Origin of the sequence: Nonomuraea sp. NPDC049152, from assembly GCF_040648355.1 — a bacterium.
GTDB lineage: Bacteria > Actinomycetota > Actinomycetes > Streptosporangiales > Streptosporangiaceae > Nonomuraea.
Window position 1 is genome coordinate 27,821 of the sequence record NZ_JBEZDO010000024.1, and the last position, 18,775, is coordinate 46,595.

18 protein-coding genes are annotated in these 18,775 nt (G+C 71.5%); 7 read left to right on the plus strand and 11 right to left on the minus strand.

Annotated features, from left to right (window positions below):
* Window positions 1-83: 83 nt before the first annotated feature.
* From AB0B45_RS34965 to menC, 4 genes are all read right to left on the minus strand, one after another.
* Window positions 84-611, minus strand: coding sequence for a universal stress protein (locus AB0B45_RS34965; protein WP_358139407.1), 528 nt, complete (start codon window positions 609-611; stop codon window positions 84-86).
* Window positions 612-652: 41 nt separating this feature from the next.
* Window positions 653-1,387 (minus strand): GNAT family N-acetyltransferase, encoded by a 735-nt coding sequence (locus AB0B45_RS34970; RefSeq protein WP_358139410.1) that lies wholly within the window; start codon window positions 1,385-1,387, stop codon window positions 653-655.
* Window positions 1,384-2,412, minus strand: coding sequence for a membrane dipeptidase (locus AB0B45_RS34975; protein ID WP_358139412.1), 1,029 nt, complete (start codon window positions 2,410-2,412; stop codon window positions 1,384-1,386). The genes AB0B45_RS34970 and AB0B45_RS34975 overlap by 4 nt, the downstream gene beginning before the upstream one ends.
* 87 nt (window positions 2,413-2,499) lie before the next feature.
* A complete protein-coding gene (menC, locus tag AB0B45_RS34980; protein ID WP_358139415.1) occupies window positions 2,500-3,603 on the minus strand; it encodes an o-succinylbenzoate synthase in 1,104 nt (367 codons plus the stop codon).
* Between the two features lie 205 nt (window positions 3,604-3,808).
* Between menC and AB0B45_RS34985 the strand changes: the two genes are divergently transcribed.
* The 6 genes from AB0B45_RS34985 to AB0B45_RS35010 all read left to right on the plus strand — a co-directional run bounded on the left by AB0B45_RS34985 (window position 3,809) and on the right by AB0B45_RS35010 (window position 10,171).
* Window positions 3,809-4,630: an MBL fold metallo-hydrolase gene (locus AB0B45_RS34985; protein ID WP_358139418.1), complete on the plus strand. Its 822-nt coding sequence runs from the start codon at window positions 3,809-3,811 to the stop codon at window positions 4,628-4,630.
* A 50-nt stretch (window positions 4,631-4,680) separates the two neighbouring features.
* Window positions 4,681-5,739 (plus strand): phosphotransferase, encoded by a 1,059-nt coding sequence (locus AB0B45_RS34990; protein ID WP_358139421.1) that lies wholly within the window; start codon window positions 4,681-4,683, stop codon window positions 5,737-5,739.
* The gene (locus tag AB0B45_RS34995) at window positions 5,736-7,139 is read left to right on the plus strand and encodes an MFS transporter (RefSeq protein WP_358139424.1); all 1,404 of its coding nucleotides are present in this window, start codon (window positions 5,736-5,738) and stop codon (window positions 7,137-7,139) included. Before AB0B45_RS34990 ends, AB0B45_RS34995 begins: the two co-directional genes overlap by 4 nt.
* Window positions 7,140-7,228: 89 nt before the next feature.
* Window positions 7,229-8,305 carry a Gfo/Idh/MocA family oxidoreductase gene (locus AB0B45_RS35000; RefSeq protein WP_358139427.1) on the plus strand — a complete coding sequence of 359 codons (1,077 nt, stop codon included), beginning with the start codon at window positions 7,229-7,231 and terminating at the stop codon, window positions 8,303-8,305.
* Window positions 8,302-9,177, plus strand: coding sequence for a sugar phosphate isomerase/epimerase (locus tag AB0B45_RS35005; RefSeq protein WP_358139430.1), 876 nt, complete (start codon window positions 8,302-8,304; stop codon window positions 9,175-9,177). Before AB0B45_RS35000 ends, AB0B45_RS35005 begins: the two co-directional genes overlap by 4 nt.
* Window positions 9,178-9,295: 118 nt before the next feature.
* Window positions 9,296-10,171 carry an aldolase gene (locus AB0B45_RS35010; protein WP_358139431.1) on the plus strand — a complete coding sequence of 292 codons (876 nt, stop codon included), beginning with the start codon at window positions 9,296-9,298 and terminating at the stop codon, window positions 10,169-10,171.
* A gap of 54 nt (window positions 10,172-10,225) precedes the next feature.
* On the opposite strand, the gene AB0B45_RS35015 is transcribed toward AB0B45_RS35010, so the two are convergent.
* Genes AB0B45_RS35015 through AB0B45_RS35040 form a run of 6 tightly spaced genes read right to left on the minus strand, consistent with a single transcriptional unit; the run spans window position 10,226 to window position 16,470 of the window.
* Window positions 10,226-11,185, minus strand: a complete 960-nt coding sequence (locus AB0B45_RS35015; protein WP_358139434.1) for a M24 family metallopeptidase — start codon at window positions 11,183-11,185, stop codon at window positions 10,226-10,228.
* Window positions 11,185-12,093, minus strand: coding sequence for an ABC transporter ATP-binding protein (locus tag AB0B45_RS35020; RefSeq protein WP_358139437.1), 909 nt, complete (start codon window positions 12,091-12,093; stop codon window positions 11,185-11,187). Before AB0B45_RS35020 ends, AB0B45_RS35015 begins: the two co-directional genes overlap by 1 nt.
* Window positions 12,090-12,932, minus strand: coding sequence for an ABC transporter ATP-binding protein (locus AB0B45_RS35025; RefSeq protein WP_358139440.1), 843 nt, complete (start codon window positions 12,930-12,932; stop codon window positions 12,090-12,092). Before AB0B45_RS35025 ends, AB0B45_RS35020 begins: the two co-directional genes overlap by 4 nt.
* Window positions 12,932-13,777 (minus strand): ABC transporter permease, encoded by an 846-nt coding sequence (locus AB0B45_RS35030; protein WP_358139443.1) that lies wholly within the window; start codon window positions 13,775-13,777, stop codon window positions 12,932-12,934. Before AB0B45_RS35030 ends, AB0B45_RS35025 begins: the two co-directional genes overlap by 1 nt.
* On the minus strand, window positions 13,774-14,883 hold the full coding sequence (locus tag AB0B45_RS35035; RefSeq protein ID WP_358139446.1) for an ABC transporter permease: 1,110 nt from the start codon (window positions 14,881-14,883) through the stop codon (window positions 13,774-13,776). The genes AB0B45_RS35030 and AB0B45_RS35035 overlap by 4 nt, the downstream gene beginning before the upstream one ends.
* 9 nt (window positions 14,884-14,892) lie before the next feature.
* On the minus strand, window positions 14,893-16,470 hold the full coding sequence (locus AB0B45_RS35040; RefSeq protein ID WP_358139449.1) for an ABC transporter substrate-binding protein: 1,578 nt from the start codon (window positions 16,468-16,470) through the stop codon (window positions 14,893-14,895).
* Between the two features lie 119 nt (window positions 16,471-16,589).
* Here AB0B45_RS35040 and AB0B45_RS35045 point away from each other — a divergent pair, with 119 nt between their 5' ends.
* Window positions 16,590-17,213 (plus strand): Lrp/AsnC family transcriptional regulator, encoded by a 624-nt coding sequence (locus tag AB0B45_RS35045; protein WP_358139452.1) that lies wholly within the window; start codon window positions 16,590-16,592, stop codon window positions 17,211-17,213.
* On the opposite strand, the gene AB0B45_RS35050 is transcribed toward AB0B45_RS35045, so the two are convergent.
* Complete coding sequence (locus tag AB0B45_RS35050) at window positions 17,197-18,657, minus strand: glycoside hydrolase family 88 protein (RefSeq protein WP_358139454.1); 1,461 nt, start codon at window positions 18,655-18,657, stop codon at window positions 17,197-17,199. The two genes, AB0B45_RS35045 and AB0B45_RS35050, sit on opposite strands and share 17 nt — an antisense overlap.
* Window positions 18,658-18,775: the final 118 nt, after the last annotated feature.

Below are 18,775 nucleotides of genomic sequence, written 5' to 3' on the forward strand. Positions count from 1 at the left end.
GCGCTCTCACCGGACGGCTCGACGGTCGGTACCGGTGGGCCCTCTCGGGACGCGCTCTCGCCGCGCGGTCTCGCCGGGAGATCTCACCCGGCGGGGTGGCGCGGCGACAGCCAGCGGATCCACGCGGGAAGGGAGGCGGAACCGGCTCCCGTCATCGTGTCGGTGGCCGGCGGGGCCGGCACGATGACCAGCGGGCAGCGGGCGTGGCTGATGCAGTAGCGGCGGGTGGACGGGAACAGCAGCCGGTCCAGCGCGCCCCTGCGCCCCCTGCCGACGACCAGCAGGTCGATCGGCCTGGCCAGCTCCACGAGTAGAGGTCCCGGCTCGCCGAGCCTGGCGATGGCGAGCGTGCTGATGTCGGGCGGGGCCCCGCCGGCCATGTCGTCGAACAGGGTCTGGATGAGCTCGACGCTCCTGGCCTCCTCCAGCTGCCTGACGGCGTTCGTGTACGGCAGCGCCTCAGGAAACGGATGCACGGGCGCCCTGCTGACATGGACGGCGACCAGGGCCATCGAACGCAGCCTGGCTGCCCCGACCGCCCATATCAGCGCCCAGCGTGAGGCGGGTGAGTCGTCGACACCGACGACCACGCGCGGTCCTTCGGGAATCATCGCGTCCTCCTCAAGAGAGGTACGCGTCCATACTGCGCCCCTCAGGGCCGCTCCACCACGTAATGGGCCTTCGCATGGAAACCTGTTACCCGGGCGCCGTCCTGCAGCAGCCCTCCCAGCACGTCGCGAACCGCGTGCCGCCAGGCCTTCGCGGCCCCAGGATCCTGCCTGCGCAGCGTCTCGACATCGGCGGGCACCGCGACCAGCAGCACTTTCGCGTCGGTCTCGCCCGCGACCGGCCTGCCGTCCTCCTCCTCCAACGCCACCCCCGCCCCCTCCAGCGCGTACGGCACACACGGCTCGGTCAGCCGCCACACCGCCAGCAGCCGGTCCGACTCGTCCCCTCGGTTGACGGCGTCCTCCATGACGCCGTAGAAACTCCGCAGGTACTCCTCGGGCCTGGCGCCCAGCTTGGCCAGGTTGAAGTGCGCGTTGCGGCGGACCAGCGGGTCGTAGGTCCAGGTGATGCGATCGATCCCCCGGGCCAGCGCCCACTCGCGCTGGTGCTGCTTGAGCGCGAACCCGATGCCCCTGCCGATGAGCGCCCCCGTGATGTGGGAGTGGAGAGCCCGTCCCTCGGCGAAGAACGCCACGGAGGCGCCCACCATGCGGCCGCCCTCGTAGGCGCCGGCGATGTAGTTGCCCGCGTGCGACAGGGCGCGCATCAGCTCGGGGTTGATCGGCTGGTTGCCCTGCTCGAACCCCCAGATGCCGGTGAACACCGCGAAGGCCTCGTCGAACTCCTCGTGAGTGCGCAGCTCCCTGATCTCGGTCACCGCAGCACCTCGCCGAGGAGCCTGTGCACGTTGCCACCGAGGATCTTGAGGATGTCCTTCTCCTGGACACCCCTGCCGACCAGCGCCTCGGTGACGAGCGGCAGCCCGCGCGGGCCCTCCAGCCCCGGCAGGGCGGCCATGGGGTCGATCTCGCCGTAGCCGAGGTCCTCGCAGCAGGGCGGGGTGGTGTCCGTGAGCACCTCACGGACGAAGTCGGGGCCGAGCCCGACATGGTCGACGCCGGCGACGGAGGCGATGTGCTCGACGTGGTCGACGAGCCTGTCGAGGGTGAAGTCGGCGGGGTCGGCGGCCAGGAAGTCGGGGACGAAGTTCACGCAGACGACGCCGCCGGTCGCGGCGACCGCCCTCAGCTGGTCGTCGGTGAGGTTGCGGTGGTGGTCGCGCAGGGCGCGGGCCGAGGAGTGGGTGGCCATGAGCGGCCTGGTGGCCAGCTCCAGCACGTGCGCGACGCCCGAGGCGCCCAGGTGGGAGATGTCGAAGACGATGCCGAGCCGTTCCATCTCCTTCAGCGCGGCGACGCCGTGCGAGGTCAGGCCGCTGCCCGTGGCGTCCTCGCCGCTGCCGTCGGCCAGCGGGGTGCGGCCCCAGTGCGCGATGGAGGCGACCCTGACGCCCAGCCGGTGGAGAGTGGGGATCAGCTCCACGCTGGCGTCCAGTCCCGGCATGCTCTCCATGGCCAGGACCAGCGCGATCCTGTTCTCGGCGAGCGCGGCGTCGATCTGGGCCGCGTCGGTGCAGAGCGCGACGGCGTCGGCGTTGCCCTCGGCGACGACGTGCGCGCACTCGATCATCCTGAGCGTCTCGCGCAGCGCGCCCTCGGGGCGGAAGGCGTCGTCGATGAAGACCGGCAGAACCTGCAGCTTGACGCCGCCCTCGCGCAGTTGCGGCAGCCACTGATCGCGGAAGAAGGCGGCCCAGCGCTGCGGGGGGCGGGCGGCGACGGCGATGAGGAGGTCGTTATGCGTGTCCGCGACAAGGGCGCGGCGGTGGAGATCTAGCGGCATGTCCGTGACGGTATGCCAAGGGCTGCCGGAGGAATTCGTCCTGGACTATCAAGCCCTGGCGGTTCTTCGTCCGGCAGCCCAACCGCCTCAGCCGCGGCCGATCCACTCGGTCGACGTGGTCACCTCGTCGAGGATGTCCTTGACCGGCTCGACGCCGAGGCCTGGGCCCGTGGGCACCTCGAGGTGGCCGCCGTCCAGCTCGAAGGGCTCGGTGATGTCGGTGGCGTAGTAGCGGCGCGAGGCGGAGGTGTCGCCGGGCAGCGTGAAGCCGGGAAGGGCGGCGAGCGCGACGTTCGCGGCCCTGCCCAGGCCCGTCTCCAGCATGCCGCCGCACCACACCGCGATCCCGTGCGCCCTGCACAGGTCGTGGATGCGTCGCGCCTCCAGATAGCCGCCGATCCTGCCGGGCTTGATGTTGATGATCGAGCAGGCCTTGAGCGAGATGGCGGCGGCGGCGTGCTCGGCCGACTCGATCGACTCGTCGAGGCAGATCGGCGTGCGCAGCCGCTTGGCCAGCTCGGCGTGCTGCACCAGGTCGTCGTTGGCCAGCGGCTGCTCGATCAGCAGCAGCCCGAAGTCGTCCAGCCTGGCCAGCTGTTGGGCGTCGACGAGCGTGTAGGCGGCGTTCGCGTCCACCTGCAGGAGCACGTCGTCGCCGAACCGCTCCCTGACCGCCCGCACGGGCTCGACGTCCCAGCCCGGCTCGATCTTCAGCTTGATCCTGACGTAGCCCTCGTCCAGGTAGCCCTCCACGGCGTCGAGCAGCTGCGGGATGGAGTCCATGATGCCGACCGACACCCCGCAGGGGACCCGGTCCGTGGCCGCGCCGAGGAAGCGGCCGAACGACTCGCCCGCCGCCCTCAGCTGGGCGTCGAGCACGGCCGTCTCCAGCGCGGCCTTGGCCATGCGGTGGCCCTTGATCGGCTCCATGGCCCTGCCCACGCCGTAGGCGTCGACGTTGTCGGGCAGGGCGGGCAGCAGGAAGCGGCGGATCACCTCCACCGCGCCGTCGACGTACTCGGAGGAGTAGAGCGGCTCGGACATCGCCACGCACTCGCCCCACCCCTCGGCCTCCGGCGTGACCACTCTGACCAGGAGCACGTCTCGGGAGGTCTCGGTGCCGAAGGACGTGCGGAAGGGTGCGACCAACGGCATGGCGATCCGTCGCAGCTCCACTCCGGTGATCTTCATGGTGTCTCCACTTCGTCGCAGGGGTGTCGTCCGACGCTAGGCCACGGCGACCCTCCGCTGATTCGTGCAGGAAGCCGGAAAACAGGCGTTGCTTCGTCTCCTACCCCAAGGTGCCGCGAAAGCATGGGGAGCCGGCACCGCGAAATCACCAAGTCTGGACGAAACCCAGCCTTACCACTTGACCGCGCTCGGGAAAGATCCCGGCATGCCCAACGTGCGCTTCAGCGTTCACACAGCAGGGGAGACGGGCCTGGGAAAGACGTCCGTCCTGGTGGCAGGCGAGCAGCAGGCGCTGCTGATCGACGGCCAGTTCACGCTGGCCGAGCAACATCGCGTCCTCGCCGACGTGATCGACAGCGGCAAGCACCTGTCGACGGTCTTCGTCAGCGCCGCCGACCCCGACTACTACTTCGGCCTGCAGGTGATCAGGCAGGCGTTCCCGAACGTGCGGGTGCTCGCCACGCCGGAGACCGTCGAGCGCATCGAGGCCACGTGGCGGTCCAAGCTGGAGATCTGGAAGCAGCTTGGCGGCAACCTCGCCACCGACGTGGTGGTCCCCGAGCCGCTGCTCGGCTGCTGTCTCGAACTCGAGGAGCACGTGTTCGAGGTGAGGCGGGGCGACCCCGCCATCGCGTGGCGCACCGAGTACCTGTGGAACGCCGATCGCCGGGCGATCCTCGGCGGGGCCGCCCTGTTCGGCGGCGTCCATCTGTGGACCGCCGACACCGGCACCACGGAGGAACGCCAGGGCTGGCGGCGGACCCTCGACGAGATGAGCGCGCTCGATCCCGAGTACGTCGTGCCGGGCCACCGCGCCGCCGCCGGCGGCCCGCTCGACGGCTCGGTGATCCGCTTCACCCGCGACTACCTGGTGGCCTTCGAGACCGAGTTGCACGAGGCCCGACGCCGCGACGACCAGGCCAGGACCCTGCGCAGGGCGATGACCAGGCGGTATCCGTCGCTCGGCGGGCTGGTCAACCTGGAGCTCGGCGCCAAGGTGGCCACGGGGGAGATGCCCTGGGTCTGACGAGGACGGGCGGCCGCGGACTCCGATCGCCCCGTGCCTATGATCTCCAGGTGAGCGCTGACGAGATCCGGAGAGTTCTCGGCTGGACGGAATGGACGTCGGAGCCGCTGACCCACAACGCCATGAACGCGGTGACCAGAGGCATCTGGCGGATCACGGCCGACCGGCCGGTGATACTCAAGGTGCTCACGGGCTCGGACAATGGCAGGCCGGGCTGGGAGTCCTCCCACGATCCGCGCCACTGGAACTACTGGCGCAGGGAGGCCGAGGTCTACGCCGAAGGGCTGCCCCGCCTGTGGAAGGACAGCGGCCTGCGCGCGCCGGAGCCGCTGGCGGTGGTCGAGCGAGACGACGGCGACGTGGCCCTCTACCTGGAGGACGTCTCGGACGGCGGCGCCTCGTGGTCGCTCGACAGGCACGCGCTGATGGCGCTCCAGCTCGGCAGGGCCCAGGGCGGCACGCCGGAGATCGAGCGGCCGTGGCTGAGCAGGTCGTTCCTGCGCGGCTACGTCGGCTCGAAGGCGGTGCCGTACGAGCTGCTCGACGACGGCGAGGCCTGGCGGCACCCGCTGGTGCGCGACCACTTCCCCGAGGGACTGCGCGGCGAGCTGGTCAGGCTGCACAGGGACCGCGAGTGGTTCCTCGAACTGACGGAGTCGCTGCCGCGCGCGCTGTGCCACCTTGACCTCTGGCCGAACAACCTGGTGTCCTCCGGCCCGGACACCGTCCTGCTGGACTGGGCCTTCGTCGGCGACGGCGCGCTCGGCGAGGACCTCGGCAACCACATCCCCGACAGCGTCTTCGACCTCTTCGTGCCCGCCGCCGACCTGCCCGCGCTCGACCGCGCCTGCTACGGCTCCTACGTGCGCGGCCTGCGCGAGGCGGGCTGGCGGGGCGACGAGCGGCTCGTCCGGCTGGCCGTCTGCGCCTCGGCGATCAAGTATGACTGGCTCGTCCCCGGCATGCTCCGCGCCGTCGACAGCGAGCAGCTCGACTACGGCGGCGCCAGGCCCGTCGAGGCCGCCCGCCGCTACCGCGAGCGAGGCCAGGCGATGATGTTCCTGGTCGGATGGGCCGACGAGGCGAGGCGCCTGGCCGAGACGCTGTGACCAGCCGCAGGGCGGCGATCTCCGCCGGGCTGATGGCGGCCATGGCACTGGCCGCCATCGACGGCACCATCGTCGCCACCGCCGTCCCCTCGATCGTCCGCGACCTCGGCTCGTTCTCGCTGTTCCCCTGGGTGATCGCCGGCTACATGCTCACCCAGGCGGTCTCCACGCCCGTCTACGGCAGGCTGGCCGACCTGTTCGGCAGGAAGCCCATGCTGCTCACCGGCATGGCCGTCTTCCTCGTCGGCTCCCTGCTGGCCGGCGTGGCGTGGTCGATGCCGGCCCTGATCGTGGCGAGGGCGGTGCAGGGGGTCGGCGCGGGCGCGATCCAGTCGATCGTCCAGGTCGTGGCCGCGGACCTGTACCCGCTGGAGGAGCGCGGCAAGATCAGCGGGCTGCTCTCCTCCGTATGGGGCGTGTCCGCCCTGGTCGGGCCCGCGCTGGGCGGCCTGCTGTCGGAGTACGCCACCTGGCGCTGGATCTTCCTGCTCAACCTGCCCGTCGGCGCGGTGGCGGTGACCATCATCGCCCTGTTCCTGAAGGAGCACGTCGAGCGCGGCAGGCACCGCCTCGACCTGCTCGGCACCGCGCTGCTGGTCGCCGGCGTGGTGACGGTCATGCTCGGCCTGCAGAACGGCTCGCCGTGGCCGGTCGCGGCGGGCGTGGCGGTGCTGGTGCTGTTCGCCTGGTGGGAGACGCGCGCCGCCGAGCCGCTGCTGCCGCCGTGGATGTGGCGCGACAGAGTACTGCTCGGCTCCTTCCTCGGCAGCGCGGTCGTCGGCATGATCCTGGTCGGCCCTACCGTCTACCTGCCCACCTACGCCCAGGGCGTGCTCGGGGCCGGCGCCGTGGCCGCGGGCTTCGCGCTGGCGGTGCAGTCGCTCGGCTGGCCGATGACCGTGTTCTTCTCCGCCAGGCTCTACCTCAGGTACGGCTTCCGCGACACCGCCCTGGCCGGGCTGGCGCTCATCGCGGTGTCGGTGGTCCTGTTCGTCCGGCTCACACCGGACTCCTCCCTCCTGTACGCGGGGCTGTGCGCCTTCGTCAACGGCTGCGGCCTCGGCCTGCTGTCGGTGTCGATGCTGGTCGGCGCCCAGTCCGTGGTCGGCTGGGAGCGCAGGGGCGTGGTCACGGGCGGCGTGGTCTTCTTCAGGATCGGCGGCGGCGCGCTCGGCGCCGCGATCCTGGCCGCCGTCGCCAACACCGCGCTCGCCGACCGGATGGGCGGCGCCACCTCCGTGGACGAGGCCGCCCGCGCCCTCGGCGGCCCGGGCGCCGAGCCCGTACGGCAGGCGCTCGCCGCCGCCGTGCACGACGCCCTCGTCGCGACGGCGGTCATCGTCGCGTTCGGCGTCGCCGCCGTCCTGGTCCTGCCGCGCCGCACTGGGACCACACATTAGATCCACCTAATGTCTTAACAAAGGTTTGACACGTCGGCGCGGGACTCGATAGAAAGCAACTGACCTCCACCGACTCAAGGAGCACGTCCATGCGCCTCGGCGTCATCGGTCTCGGCCTCATCGCTCAGGCCGTTCACCTGCAGAACCTGCAGGCCCTGCGCGAGAAGTACCAGGTGACGCACGTCTGCGATCTGTCGGCCACGCTGGCGGCGCAGATCGCGGCCGAGTACGGTGGGCCCGTGCGGCACTCCACCGACGCGGCGGACGTGCTGGCCGACCCCGAGGTGGACGCGGTCCTCCTGCTGACCCCCGGCACCCACGCCGACCTGACCCGCAGGGCACTGGAGGCGGGCAAGCACGTGCTCGCCGAGAAGCCGTTCGCGCACACCGTCGGCGAATGCGTCGAGCTCGACGCGCTGGCCGCGGCCAAGGGCCTGGTGCTGCAGGTGGCGTACATGAAGATGTACGACCCGATCATGGACAGGGCCAGGGCGGAGCTGGCGAACCTGGGGGCGATCCGGCTGGTCCGGGTCACCGTGCTGCACCCCGACGACCGGCCGCAGTTCTCCCACCAGCGCTTCCTGCGCTACGACGACGCGGTGGTCCCCGACGACGCCTACGGGCGGGAGAAGGCCTTCGAGGCGGTCGGCGACCTGGGCGAGCCGTACGTCTCGATCTACGCCAACGTGCTGCAGGGCTCGGTCGTGCACGAGCTCTCGGTGCTGCGCGCCCTGTTCGGCGAGCAGCCGATCGCCATCGCGCACGCCCAGGCCGCCGGGCTCAAGCCGGGCGTGAAGCTGGAGGAGCCGCCGCAGCTGCAGGCGCTCGGCACGTTCGGCGAGGCCCAGCTGTCGCTGTCGTGGAACTGGCTGCCCGACTACCCCGACTACGGCGAGGAGATCGCCGTCTTCGGCTCCGCAGGCCGCCTCTACCTGAACATGCCGGGCCCCTACCTGCGCGACGCCCGCGCCTCACTGGTGGTGGAGAGCGTCCAGGGCGGCGAGCGGGCCGCCACGCGCCTGCGGTCCGACCACCGCACCGGCTTCCTCCACGAGCTGCTCGCCTTCCACGCCTCCGTCACCGAGGGCGCGCCCGTCCTGTCCACCGCCGCCGGCGCCGCCTACGACACCGCGGCCCTCCAGCAGATCGCCAGGAGCCTCGCATGAACAAGATCGCGTCCGCGCCCTGCAGCTACGGCGTCCACAGCGGGCACGGCATCGGCATGAAGCCGGTCGAACTCCTCGAGGCCATGGCCGCCGCGGGCTACACGGGCAGCGAACTCGGCCCTCCTGGATTCTTCGGCTCCCCCGACGAGACCGCCCGCGCGTTCGCCGACAACGGGCTGACGGTCGTCGGGGCCTACGTGCCGCTGAACCTGTCGCAGCCGGAGGAGGCGCCGACCGGCGACCTGGCGGGGATGCGGCACACACTGGAGGAGCTGGCCGCCTCGGGCAACCCCGAGGTGGTGGCCGTCCTGGCCGACGGGGGCGACGAGGCGCTGCGCGCCAACCCGTGGCGGAGCGGCGGGTGGGACGCCGCCGCCTGGCGCCGCGCGGCCGACCGCGTCGCCGCCGCCTGTGAGCTCGTCAGGTCGTACGGCGTGCGTCCCGTCTTCCACCCCCACTACGCCACCTACGTGGAGCGGGCCGCCGAGATCGACACGCTCATGGAGCTGACCGACGTCGCGCTCTGCCTCGACAGCGGCCACTTCGAGCTGGGCGGCGCCGCACCCGCCGCATACGCGAAGAAGTACGCCGACCGCGTGCACCACGTCCACGTCAAGGACGTCCGCCACGCGGTCGTCGAGGCCGCCAAGGCCAGAGGTGACGCGCGCCTGGAGAAGTGGTGGGGCGATGTCGCCTGCCCGCTCGGTCGCGGCGACGTCGCCCTCGAAGCGTTCCTCGACCAGCTCACGGCCAACGGATACACGGGCTGGTACGTCATCGAACAGGACAGCGCCCCCGTCACCCCCGAGACATGGGAGGCCACCCTGGCCGACCAGCGCCACAACCTCACCTGGCTGGCCGAGCGCCGGTGACCCCACCCCCGACGGCGGCCCACCCCCGCGAAGGGACGACACCCCCACCCTCCGAACCACGCCACCCGCTCCCGCCTGTCCTCCGAGGAACCGCAGCCACACCACCAGGAGAGCCCTCATGAACCAGGACAGGCTCGCGGCGCTCGTCGAGACCAGGGCGAACCGCCCCTCTGCCATCGCCGAGGCCGCCGCTCGCCGCGCCCGCCCCACCGGCCCCCTCGGCGAGCACGGCAAGCTCATGGTCATCGCCGCCGACCATCCCGCCCGCGGCGCGCTCGGCGCGGGCGACCGCCCGCTGGCCATGGGCGACCGGCTCGACCTGCTCGACCGGCTCTGCACCGCCCTGGCCAGGCCCGGCGTCAACGGCGTGCTCGGCACCTCCGACATCCTCGAGGACCTGCTCCTGCTCGGCGCCCTCGAAGGCAAGGTCGTCATCGGCTCCATGAACCGCGGCGGCCTCGCGGGCGCGGTGTTCGAGATGGACGACCGGTTCACCGGCTACGACGCGGCCATGATCGAGGCGATGCGGTTCGACGGCGGCAAGACGCTGACCAGGATCGACTACGCCGACCCCGCCAGCGTCGACACGCTGGAGTCGACCGCGAAGGCCGTCACCGACCTCGCCTCGCGCGACCTGCTGGCGATGGTCGAGCCGTTCATCTCGCGCAGGGTCGACGGCAAGGCGCGCAACGTGCTCACCACCGACGCCGTGGTCAAAGCGGCCGCGATCGCCGCGGGGCTGGGCACCACCTCGGCCTACACGTGGCTGAAGCTGCCCGTCGTCGACGACATGGAACGGGTGATGGCGGCCACCACGCTGCCCGTCGTCATCCTCGGCGGCGAGGTCGACTCCGACCAGGAGGCGGTGTTCTCCAGGTGGCGCAAGGCGCTGGCATGCCCGACCGCGCGCGGTCTCGCGGTGGGCAGGTCGCTGCTGTACCCGCCGGACGACGACGTGGTCTCGGCCGTCGACGCGGCGGTGGCCCTGCTCTGAGTGGGCGGTGAGGCCGGAGCGCCGCGCTCACCGGCGGGCCGGACGGGCAGGAGGCTAGGCGTCCAGTACGTGGAGGGCGGGGGAGCCTGGGCTGAGCAGGACGGGGCCGTCGGGGGCGCAGGCGACCGTGTCGGCCACCCGCGCGCCGAACAGCCCCGTCAGGTAGATGGCCGGAGCGACGCACAGCGTCATCCCCGCCGAGAGGGGCTCGGGATCGGACAGGGAGGGGCCCTCCTCGTGGCCCCAGCCGACGCCCCTTCCGCTGACGTCGGCGAATCCGCCGTAGCCGCTGTCCTCGATCACCTGGCGCGCGCGGGCGGCGACCTGCTCGGCGGGGGCGCCGGGCCGTACCGCGTCGAGGGCGGCGGCGCGCGCGGCCAGCACCACCGACAGCATCGCCTCGTAGTCCTCGGGCGGCTCGGCCACGGCGAACGCCCTGGCCACCTCCGCGCACAGGCCGTCCCACCTGCCGCACACCGCGACCTGCAGCGCGTCGCCCGGGTTGATGATCCGGCCGGTGGGCCGGTGCTCCTTCGCCGCGGTGTGCTCGCCTGCGGCCACCCGCACCGAGACGACCTCCTCGCAGCCCGACTCGATCAGCAGCACCCGCAGCCTGCGCGCCATCTCCCGCTCGCTGGCCCCGAACCAGGCCAGCTCGCGCGCCGCCGCCATGACCGCGTCGGCCGCCGCGGCCGCCCGCGCCACGGCCTCGACCTCCTGCGCCGACTTCCTGAGCCGCAGGTCGCGAAGCACCGCCGACGCGGGGATGAGCTCCGCGTCGATCCGCATGCCGAACAGCTCGGCGACCCGCATCTCGTCGTCCACGCCCACCCTGCGCGCCCCTCGCGGGATGCACGGCACGGGGTCGCCGGTCTCGATCAAAGGGCCGCCGCGCGTGACGACGAGGAACCCGTCACCGCTGCCGCCGAGGAAGCGGAAGTCGGGGGAGGGGCGCAGCACGAGCGCGTCCACCCCCGCCTCGGCCATCGCCTGCCTGACGAGCTGCTCCCTCATCACTCGGGAGCGTGCAGCCAGCAGGCGGCGGGGCCGAAGTCGGGCTCCTTCACCCTGCACACGTCCATCACGTGCGGGCAGCGCGGGTGGAACCTGCAGCCGGGCGGCGGGTCGGCGGGGTCGGGGACGTCGCCTGGCAGCTCGGCGGGAAGCACTCCGAGGCCGTCGGGCTGGGGGATGGCGGCCAGCAGCGCCCGCGTGTAGGGATGCCGCGGGTCGGCCCACACCTCCTCGGTGCGGCCCACCTCGACGATCTTGCCCAGGTACATCACCGCGATCCTATCGGCGATCAGCCGTACCACCGACAGGTCGTGGCTGATGAACAGCAGCCCCGCGCCCGAGCCGACCGCCAGGTCCCGCATCAGCCTCGCCACCTGCGCCTGCGCCGAGGCGTCCAGGGCGGAGATCGGCTCGTCGCCGATCAGCAGCCGCGGCCTGGCCGCCAGGGCCCTGGCGATCGCGATGCGCTGCCGCTGGCCACCGGAGAACTCGTGCGGGTGCCTGCCGGCGAACTCGCGCGGAAGTCCGACGCGTTCCAGCAGGTCGGCCGGGGCCGTGGTGGTGTCCTTCGCCGTGCGCAGGCCGTCGGCGATCTGGTCGCCGACGCGGCGGCGCGGGTTCAGTGAGGCGTAGGGGTCCTGGAAGACCATCTGGATCCCGGTCAGCGCCCGCCTGCGCAGGCCGAGCGGGGTCACCCGGCGGCCGTCGAAGGTGATCTCGCCCTCGGCCGCGGGATGCAGCCCGCAGACGGCGCGGGCCAGCGTCGACTTGCCGCAGCCCGACTCGCCCACGAGACCGACGACCTCGCCGGGCGAGACGGTCAGGCTCGCGCCCGCCACCGCCCGGACCACGGGCCGTCCAGGTGAGCGGTGTTCCACCACCAGGTCGCGGATGTCCAGCGTCGTCATGCGCTCTCCCCGTCGGCTCGGCGATCTTCCTGGCTGTCCTCGGCGGCGCCGTCGGCGAGCCCCGCGGCGAGCGGGGCGGGAGCGTCGGGCAGCGAGTCGAGGAGCGAGCGGGTGTAGGGGTGGGAGGGCGCGCGGAGGACCTCCGCGCGCGGGCCCGTCTCCACCACCAGGCCGTCCTTCATCACGCTCACCTGGTCGGCCACCGCCGACATCACCCCGAGATCGTGCGTGACCAGCAGGACGGCCAGCCCCAGGTCGTCGCAGAGGCCGCGCAGCAGGCGCAGAACGCCTGCCTGCACGGTCACGTCGAGCGCGGTGGTCGGCTCGTCGGCGATCAGCACCTTGGGCTCGCAGGCCAGCGCGATGGCGATCGCGATGCGCTGCCGCATGCCGCCGGAGAACTGGTGCGGGTAGCGGCCGAACGCCTCGGACGGGCCGGGGATGCGCACCTTGCCGAGCAGTTCCACCGCCCTCTCGCGGGCCTCCGCGCGCCCGAGCTTCAGGTGATGGCGCATGTGCTCGGTCAGCTGCCTGCCGACGGTCAGCATCGGGTGCAGACTCGTGGCCGGATCCTGGAAGACCATGGCGACCTCGCCGCCGCGCACCTTGTTCAGTTCCTTCTGCGGCAGGCCGAGCAGGTCCCTGCCCTCCAGCGCGATCGTGCCGGTGGCGCGCGCGCCGTGCGGGAGCAGCCCGAGTACGGCCAGTCCCGTCATGGTCTTGCCCGATCCGCTCTCGCCCGCCAGGCCGTGGACCTGGCCCTGCCGGAGGGAGAGGTGGACGCCGCCGAGGACGTCCCTGCCGCCGATGGCGACCCTGAGGTCGGTGATGTCCAGCATCAGAGGGCACGCTCCTTGATGGCGCGGGCCGTACGCGGGTCGAGGGCGTCGCGCAGCGTGTCGCCGAGGAAGTTGAAGGCCAGCACGACGGTCAGGATCGCCAGGCCGGGGAAGGTGGCCACCCACCAGCTGTCGAAGACCTCCACGCCGCCCGCGACCATCGCGCCCCACTCGGGGGAGGGCGGCTTGGCGCCCAGGCCGAGGAAGGACAGCCCGGACAGCAGCAGGAGGGCGGTGCCGATGTCGAGGGTGGCCAGGACGAGCACGGGTCCCGTGACGTTCGGCAGCACGTCCACGCGCAGGGAGCGCCACACAGAGAAGCCGAGGAGCCTGCCGCTCAGCACGAACTCCCGCTCCCGGACGCCGAGCACCAGCCCGCGGGTGACGCGGGCGTAGGCGGGCCAGGCCACCACGAGGACGGCGAGCACCGCGTTGGTCAGGCTCGCGCCCAGCGCGGCGGCCACCACCATGGCCAGGATGACCGTGGGGAAGGCGAACACGAGGTCCGCCACCCGCATGATCGTCTCGTCCACCCATCGGCCGAAATATCCGGCGCAGGCGCCCAGCAGGCCGCCGACCAGAACGGAGAGGGCCACCAGCATCAGCGTGAGCGGGATCGAGACCCGCGCGCCGTACAGGACCCTGCTAAGGATGTCGCGGCCGAGCTGGTCGGTCCCGAACCAGTGGCCGGGGCCCGGCGCGGCGAGCCTGGGCAGGTCCTGCGCGAGCGGGTCGTGCGGGGCCAGCCATGGGGCGGCCAGCGCGATCACCAGCCAGGCGAGCGCGACCACCCCGCCGACGATGGCGAGGGGCTGCCGCCAGGCTTCGGGGAGTCGTCGTGTCACTGCAGTCTCACTCGGGGGTCGATGACGCCGTACAGCACGTCCACGATCAGGTTGATCACCAGGTAGACGCCGCCGACGACGAGGCCCACGCCCATGACGGCGGGCAGGTCGAGGGTGGTGGCGCTCTTGTAGGCGTACTGCCCGACGCCCGGCCACGCGAAGATCGCCTCGACCAGCACGGTGCCCGACAGCAGGCTGCCGAACGCCAGGCCGGCCACCGTGATGATCGGCACCAGCGCCGAGCGCAGCACGTACCTGAACAGGATGACCCTGCCGGGCAGGCCCTTGGCCCTGGCCGCGCGGACGTAGTCCTGGCCCAGCACCTCCAGCACCGCGCTCCTGGTGAAGCGGGTGAGCAGGCCGATCGTGTAGAGGGCGAGCACGAGCGCGGGAGTGAGGAGGTGGCCGACGGCGCTGGCGAAGACGTCCCACTGCCCGGCCAGGGCCGAGTCGACCGTCGCCAGACCCGTGACGGGCGGCGGCGCGGTCAGCCCTGGGTCGATGCGCCCGCTGCCCGGGGTGATCTGGAGGCGGTAGAAGAAGACGTAGAAGGCCACCAGCGCCAGCCAGAACGTCGGCACCGAGATGCCGATGAGGCTCAGCACCCGCAGCGCGTGGTCTGTCAGCCGGTCCCTGCGCAGCGCCGCCACCACGCCGAACGCCACCCCCAGGACCAGCGACACCACGATTGCGGCGCCGGCCAGCTCCAGGGTGGCCGGCACGGTCTCCGCGAGGTCCTGACTGACGGGGCGGTGGCTCTGCTGGCTGGTGCCGAGATCACCGTGGAGCAGTCCTCCCAGGTGGATGAGGTACTGCTGGGGGAGCGGCTTGTCCAGCCCGTGCTCCTGACGCCACTGGGCCACGATCGCCGGATCGCCGAGGGCGCGCTGACCCAGGTTGGCGGCGGCGGGGTCGCCCGGCACCAGGTTCGTCAGGACGAAGGTGACCAGCGTGATCCCCCAGGCCAGCAGGATCGCGATGAGCACCCTGCGCAGGAGGAAGCGCGCCAGCGGATGGCGGCGGACCCGCGCCCGGCCGCCGCGCTGGGCGGCGGCGGGCGGGGGGCCGGGGGTGTCCGCGCCGGAGACGTCGCCGGAGACGGTCATCTCAGGGGCCTACTTGGCGCTGAGGTCGGCCAGGTCGACCGTCCAGACCGGGTGGTACTCCAGGCCGGCCACCGACGACGCGGTCACGATGTTCTGGCTCGGCTGGATGAGCGGGATGAACGGGCCGCCCTTGTTCAGCTTCTGCTGGACCTCGGCGTACGCCGCCTTGCGCGCGTCGTCGCCGATCGCGGTGGCCGCCTTGTCGCCCGCGGCGGAGATGTCCTTGGCCGCGCCTTCCTTCCATCCGGCGCGCAGGCCGACGAGCTTGCCGGGCAGGAAGGCCAGGTAGTCGCTCGGGTCGGGGAAGTCAGGGCCCCAGTACCACAGGCCCAGCTCCTCCTTGCCGTTGCGGTAGTTGTCCAGCGCGGTCGTGACGGGCGCGGGCGCGAGGTCGACGGTGATCCCGACCTCCTTCAGGTTCGCCTGGACGCGCTCGGCCAGGGGCTGGAACGACAGCCCGTTGACGGTCAGCTCGCTCGGGTACTCCAGCTTCACCGTCGGGTTCGACACCCCGCTGGCCGCCAGCGCCGCCTTGGCGCCCTCCACGTCGCGCTTGGCCGCCTGGTCGGCGGGTAGCGCGCCGAGCAGCTGCGAGGGGATGATCCCCGGCGCCTGCGTCGAGCCCTCGCCCGCCAGCTCCAGCAGCCCCGAGTAGTCGACGCCCTTGCGCAGCGCCTCGACGAACTTGGCGTTCGCCGTGGTCTTGCTGACCGAGGAGTCCTGGTTGGCCAGCAGGAAGATGACGTTCGCCGAGGCGGTCTTCTTCACCTGCAGCGTCGCGGGCATCCCGACCACCTGGTCGCCCGACAGGTTGAGCGCCACCTGGCTGTCGCCGCGCTGGATGTTCAGCTTCTGCGTGGCCGCCTCGACGTTGCGGATGACCACCCGGTCGTAGGCGGGCTTGCTGCCGTAGTACTTCGGGTTCGCCTTGAGCACGACCTGGCTGGTCAGGTTGAACGACTCGATCGTGTACGGGCCCGAACCGGCCGAGGCCGAGTTGAGGTACTGCTCGGCCTTGTCGCCCGCGTCCGTGGTCGCCCCGTGCTCCTTGGCGACCTTGCTGTTGAGCACGCCGAGGGCGGGGTTGGGCAGGATGTACGGCAGGGCGGGGTTGGGCGCCTTGGAGGTCAGCGTGATCGTCGAGGCGTCGGTCTTGGCCACCTCGACCCCGTCGAGCAGGAACGAGGGGGTGCCCTTCATGTCGCGCACCCTGGTCAGGGTGAACACCACGTCGTCGGCCGTCACGGGCGAGCCGTCGGCGAACGTGGCGCCCTGCTTGAGCTTGAGCGTCAGCACCTTGCCGTCGTCGGAGAGGGTGTAGGACTCGGCCAGCGCGGGCACCGGCTTGGTCACGTCCGCGCCGTCGAAGGTCAGCAGCGTCTCGTAGACGGCCTTGCCGACGAACAAGCCGGTCGGTTCGTAGGTGCGCCCCGGGTCGGCGGTCTTCAGGTCGAAGGACGTGTCGATGACGAGGGTCTTGGCGCCGGACTGCGGTGCGGCCGACGACTTGACGCCGCCGGCGGAGCAGGCGGCGAGCGCGAGAGCACCGACGACCAGCAAAGCTGCCGTCTGAGAGCGGGTCGCCATGGGGTGTCCTCCGAAGCTGGACGGTTGGTTGGGGTTGGTCGAGGATTGTGCGGCAGAATGTCCAGCTCATGTCAGGGGGGTGAGATGGATCTGAAAGGATTGACCCCACAATGAGTGAAATGTCTGGAAATAGCGGAAGGCCCGGGGATCCGGCTGGACGGATCGGTATCGGGCTCGAACTCGACGACACCCACATGAAGATCCTCGAGGTCCTGCGGGAGAACGGCAGGATCTCGGTCGCCGCGCTGGCCGAACGGGTGGGCATCTCACGGGCCAACGCCTACACCCGTTTCGAGGCGCTGCGCGCCGACGGCGCCATCAAGCGCTTCACCGCCGAGATCGACCACCTGCGCGCGGGGCTCGGCATCACCGCGCTGGTCTTCGTGACCGTGCGGCAGCAGATGTGGAAGCAGTTCAGGGCCGAGCTGGCGCGGATGCCCGAGGTGGAGTACTGCGCGATCACCACCGGGCAGCACGACGCGATGATCCAGGTGCGGGTCTCCGACGTGGCGGAGGTGCACAGGCTGGTGACCGAGCGGATGGCGAACATTCCGGCGGTGAAGGCCACCGAGACGGTGTTCATCCTGGACGAGGTGCTGAGGCGGCCCTACGTGCTGCCCACCGACCGCGACGCGGGCCGGACCAGCAGGAGGACCGCGCCCGAGCCCGCGGAGGTTCCGCTGGGCAAGATGCGGTTCGTCGGCGCGGCCGAGGGCCGCGCCGCGCTCAGGAAGGATGGCTGACCCTGGCCAGCTGCTCGTTCATGATGAGGAAGGCGCCCAGGCCGTGGAAGTCGTTCACCGGGCGCGCCCTGTTGTAGTAGTAGGCGAGGACGTCGTCGACGTTGGTTCCCTCGCTGATGTCGGTGATCGTCGTGCGGCCGTCGGAGTCGAGCGACACCTTCGCCAGCACGCCGCGGTAGCCGCGGTCGGCGTTGGCGCCGTAGGAGGCGTCGACGTAGCCGCGCTCGACCGCCCGCGAGATCGTGTAGGTGTACATCGCCGAGCAGGAGGTCTCCGTCCAGTTCGCCTGGTCGCCCTGTTCGGTCACGACCTGGAACCATCGGCCGGTGGCGGGGTCCTGCCAGCGCGCGTAGGCCTGGACGAGCGAGCGGAGGATGTCGACCAGCGCGGCCCTGCGCGGGTGGTCGGGCGGCATGATCTCCAGCAGCTCGGTGGTCGCCATGCCGTACCAGCCGATGGCCCTGCACCAGGACAGGCCGTTGGTGTTGCCGAGCGACGGCTTCACCCAGGAGGCGGTGAGCCCGCCCGGCTCGTCGTAGGCGTGGTAGAGCAGCCCGTTGGCGCGCTTGAGGTGGCTGTAGTAGACCTCGAGCTGCTTGGCGGGCTCGTCGCGGGTGAAGGAGTCGGCGGCGACCCACGCCCCGTAGCGGGCGAGGAACGGGTTGACCATGAACACGCCGTCGGCCCAGAGCTGGCCCTGGCGTGAGTCGGAGGTGGAGTGCCACCAGCCGCCGTCGCTCGTCCTCGGGTAGGTGTTGAGGCGGTTCCTGATCTTGGCGGCGGCAGTCCTGTAACGGGCCTGGCCCGTCTCGCGGTAGAGGGCGAGCAGGATGTTGCCCGACTGCATGCTGTCGAGGTTGTTGAAACTCTGCCCGATGCCGCCTGAGGAGTCGACGAACCGGTCGGCCCAGTCCTTGATGTAGGTCAGGTAGCGCGGGTCCCTGGTGCGCTGCCACACGAGGTACTGCCCCCACAGGTACAGGCCGCGCGTGTAGCTCCAGCCGCCCAGCGAGGAGGGCGTGTGGCGGGCCATCGTGGACTCCACGACCGCGCGCGACCAGTCGACGGGGTCGGCCTGCAGCGAGTCGAGGTTCGGCCCGCCCGCGGCGGCCGTGGCTGTGGCCTTGACGGTGTTGGCGCCGGTCCCGAGCGTGGCGTTGACGACCGCCGTCCGCCACGTGGTCCACGCGCCCGTCGGGGGGAAGTCGACGGCGGCGGCCGTTCCGTTGACCGAGATGCTCATCGGCCTGTTGCCCGTGGTCCCGTTCGCGTAGCGGAAGGTCAGCGTGTGCGGCCCCGCCGTCGCCGCGTCGACGGTGAACTCCACGGCGGAGCCCACGACGTTGTCGTAGTTGACGAAGCCGGAACCGGTGAACCCGGCGTGGTTGGACTCGACCACACCCTGCGAGATCGTGGCGGCCTCGGCCTCCAGCAAAAGCGCCATGACCACCGCAGCCAGATGTCGGAATCTGATTGACACGCGCACAAGACCTCCCATGTCTAATCTGCGGCTAGCGAGTGTGTGAGGCGCAGTTTTGGGCGAGTTGCCCTGCACAACTCAT

Excerpts from the sequence above, each read along its gene's own strand:
- AB0B45_RS34965 (WP_358139407.1), bottom strand. The coding sequence starts at position 611 with ATGATTCCCGAAGGACCGCGCGTGGTCGTCGGTGTCGACGACTCACCC.
- AB0B45_RS34975 (WP_358139412.1), bottom strand. The coding sequence starts at position 2,412 with ATGCCGCTAGATCTCCACCGCCGCGCCCTTGTCGCGGACACGCATAAC.
- menC (WP_358139415.1), bottom strand. The coding sequence starts at position 3,603 with ATGAAGATCACCGGAGTGGAGCTGCGACGGATCGCCATGCCGTTGGTC.
- AB0B45_RS34985 (WP_358139418.1), top strand. The coding sequence starts at position 3,809 with ATGCCCAACGTGCGCTTCAGCGTTCACACAGCAGGGGAGACGGGCCTG.
- AB0B45_RS35000 (WP_358139427.1), top strand. The coding sequence starts at position 7,229 with ATGCGCCTCGGCGTCATCGGTCTCGGCCTCATCGCTCAGGCCGTTCAC.
- AB0B45_RS35005 (WP_358139430.1), top strand. The coding sequence starts at position 8,302 with ATGAACAAGATCGCGTCCGCGCCCTGCAGCTACGGCGTCCACAGCGGG.
- AB0B45_RS35010 (WP_358139431.1), top strand. The coding sequence starts at position 9,296 with ATGAACCAGGACAGGCTCGCGGCGCTCGTCGAGACCAGGGCGAACCGC.
- AB0B45_RS35015 (WP_358139434.1), bottom strand. The coding sequence starts at position 11,185 with ATGAGGGAGCAGCTCGTCAGGCAGGCGATGGCCGAGGCGGGGGTGGAC.
- AB0B45_RS35020 (WP_358139437.1), bottom strand. The coding sequence starts at position 12,093 with ATGACGACGCTGGACATCCGCGACCTGGTGGTGGAACACCGCTCACCT.
- AB0B45_RS35025 (WP_358139440.1), bottom strand. The coding sequence starts at position 12,932 with ATGCTGGACATCACCGACCTCAGGGTCGCCATCGGCGGCAGGGACGTC.
- AB0B45_RS35035 (WP_358139446.1), bottom strand. The coding sequence starts at position 14,883 with ATGACCGTCTCCGGCGACGTCTCCGGCGCGGACACCCCCGGCCCCCCG.
- AB0B45_RS35040 (WP_358139449.1), bottom strand. The coding sequence starts at position 16,470 with ATGGCGACCCGCTCTCAGACGGCAGCTTTGCTGGTCGTCGGTGCTCTC.
- AB0B45_RS35045 (WP_358139452.1), top strand. The coding sequence starts at position 16,590 with ATGTCTGGAAATAGCGGAAGGCCCGGGGATCCGGCTGGACGGATCGGT.
- AB0B45_RS35050 (WP_358139454.1), bottom strand. The coding sequence starts at position 18,657 with ATGGCGCTTTTGCTGGAGGCCGAGGCCGCCACGATCTCGCAGGGTGTG.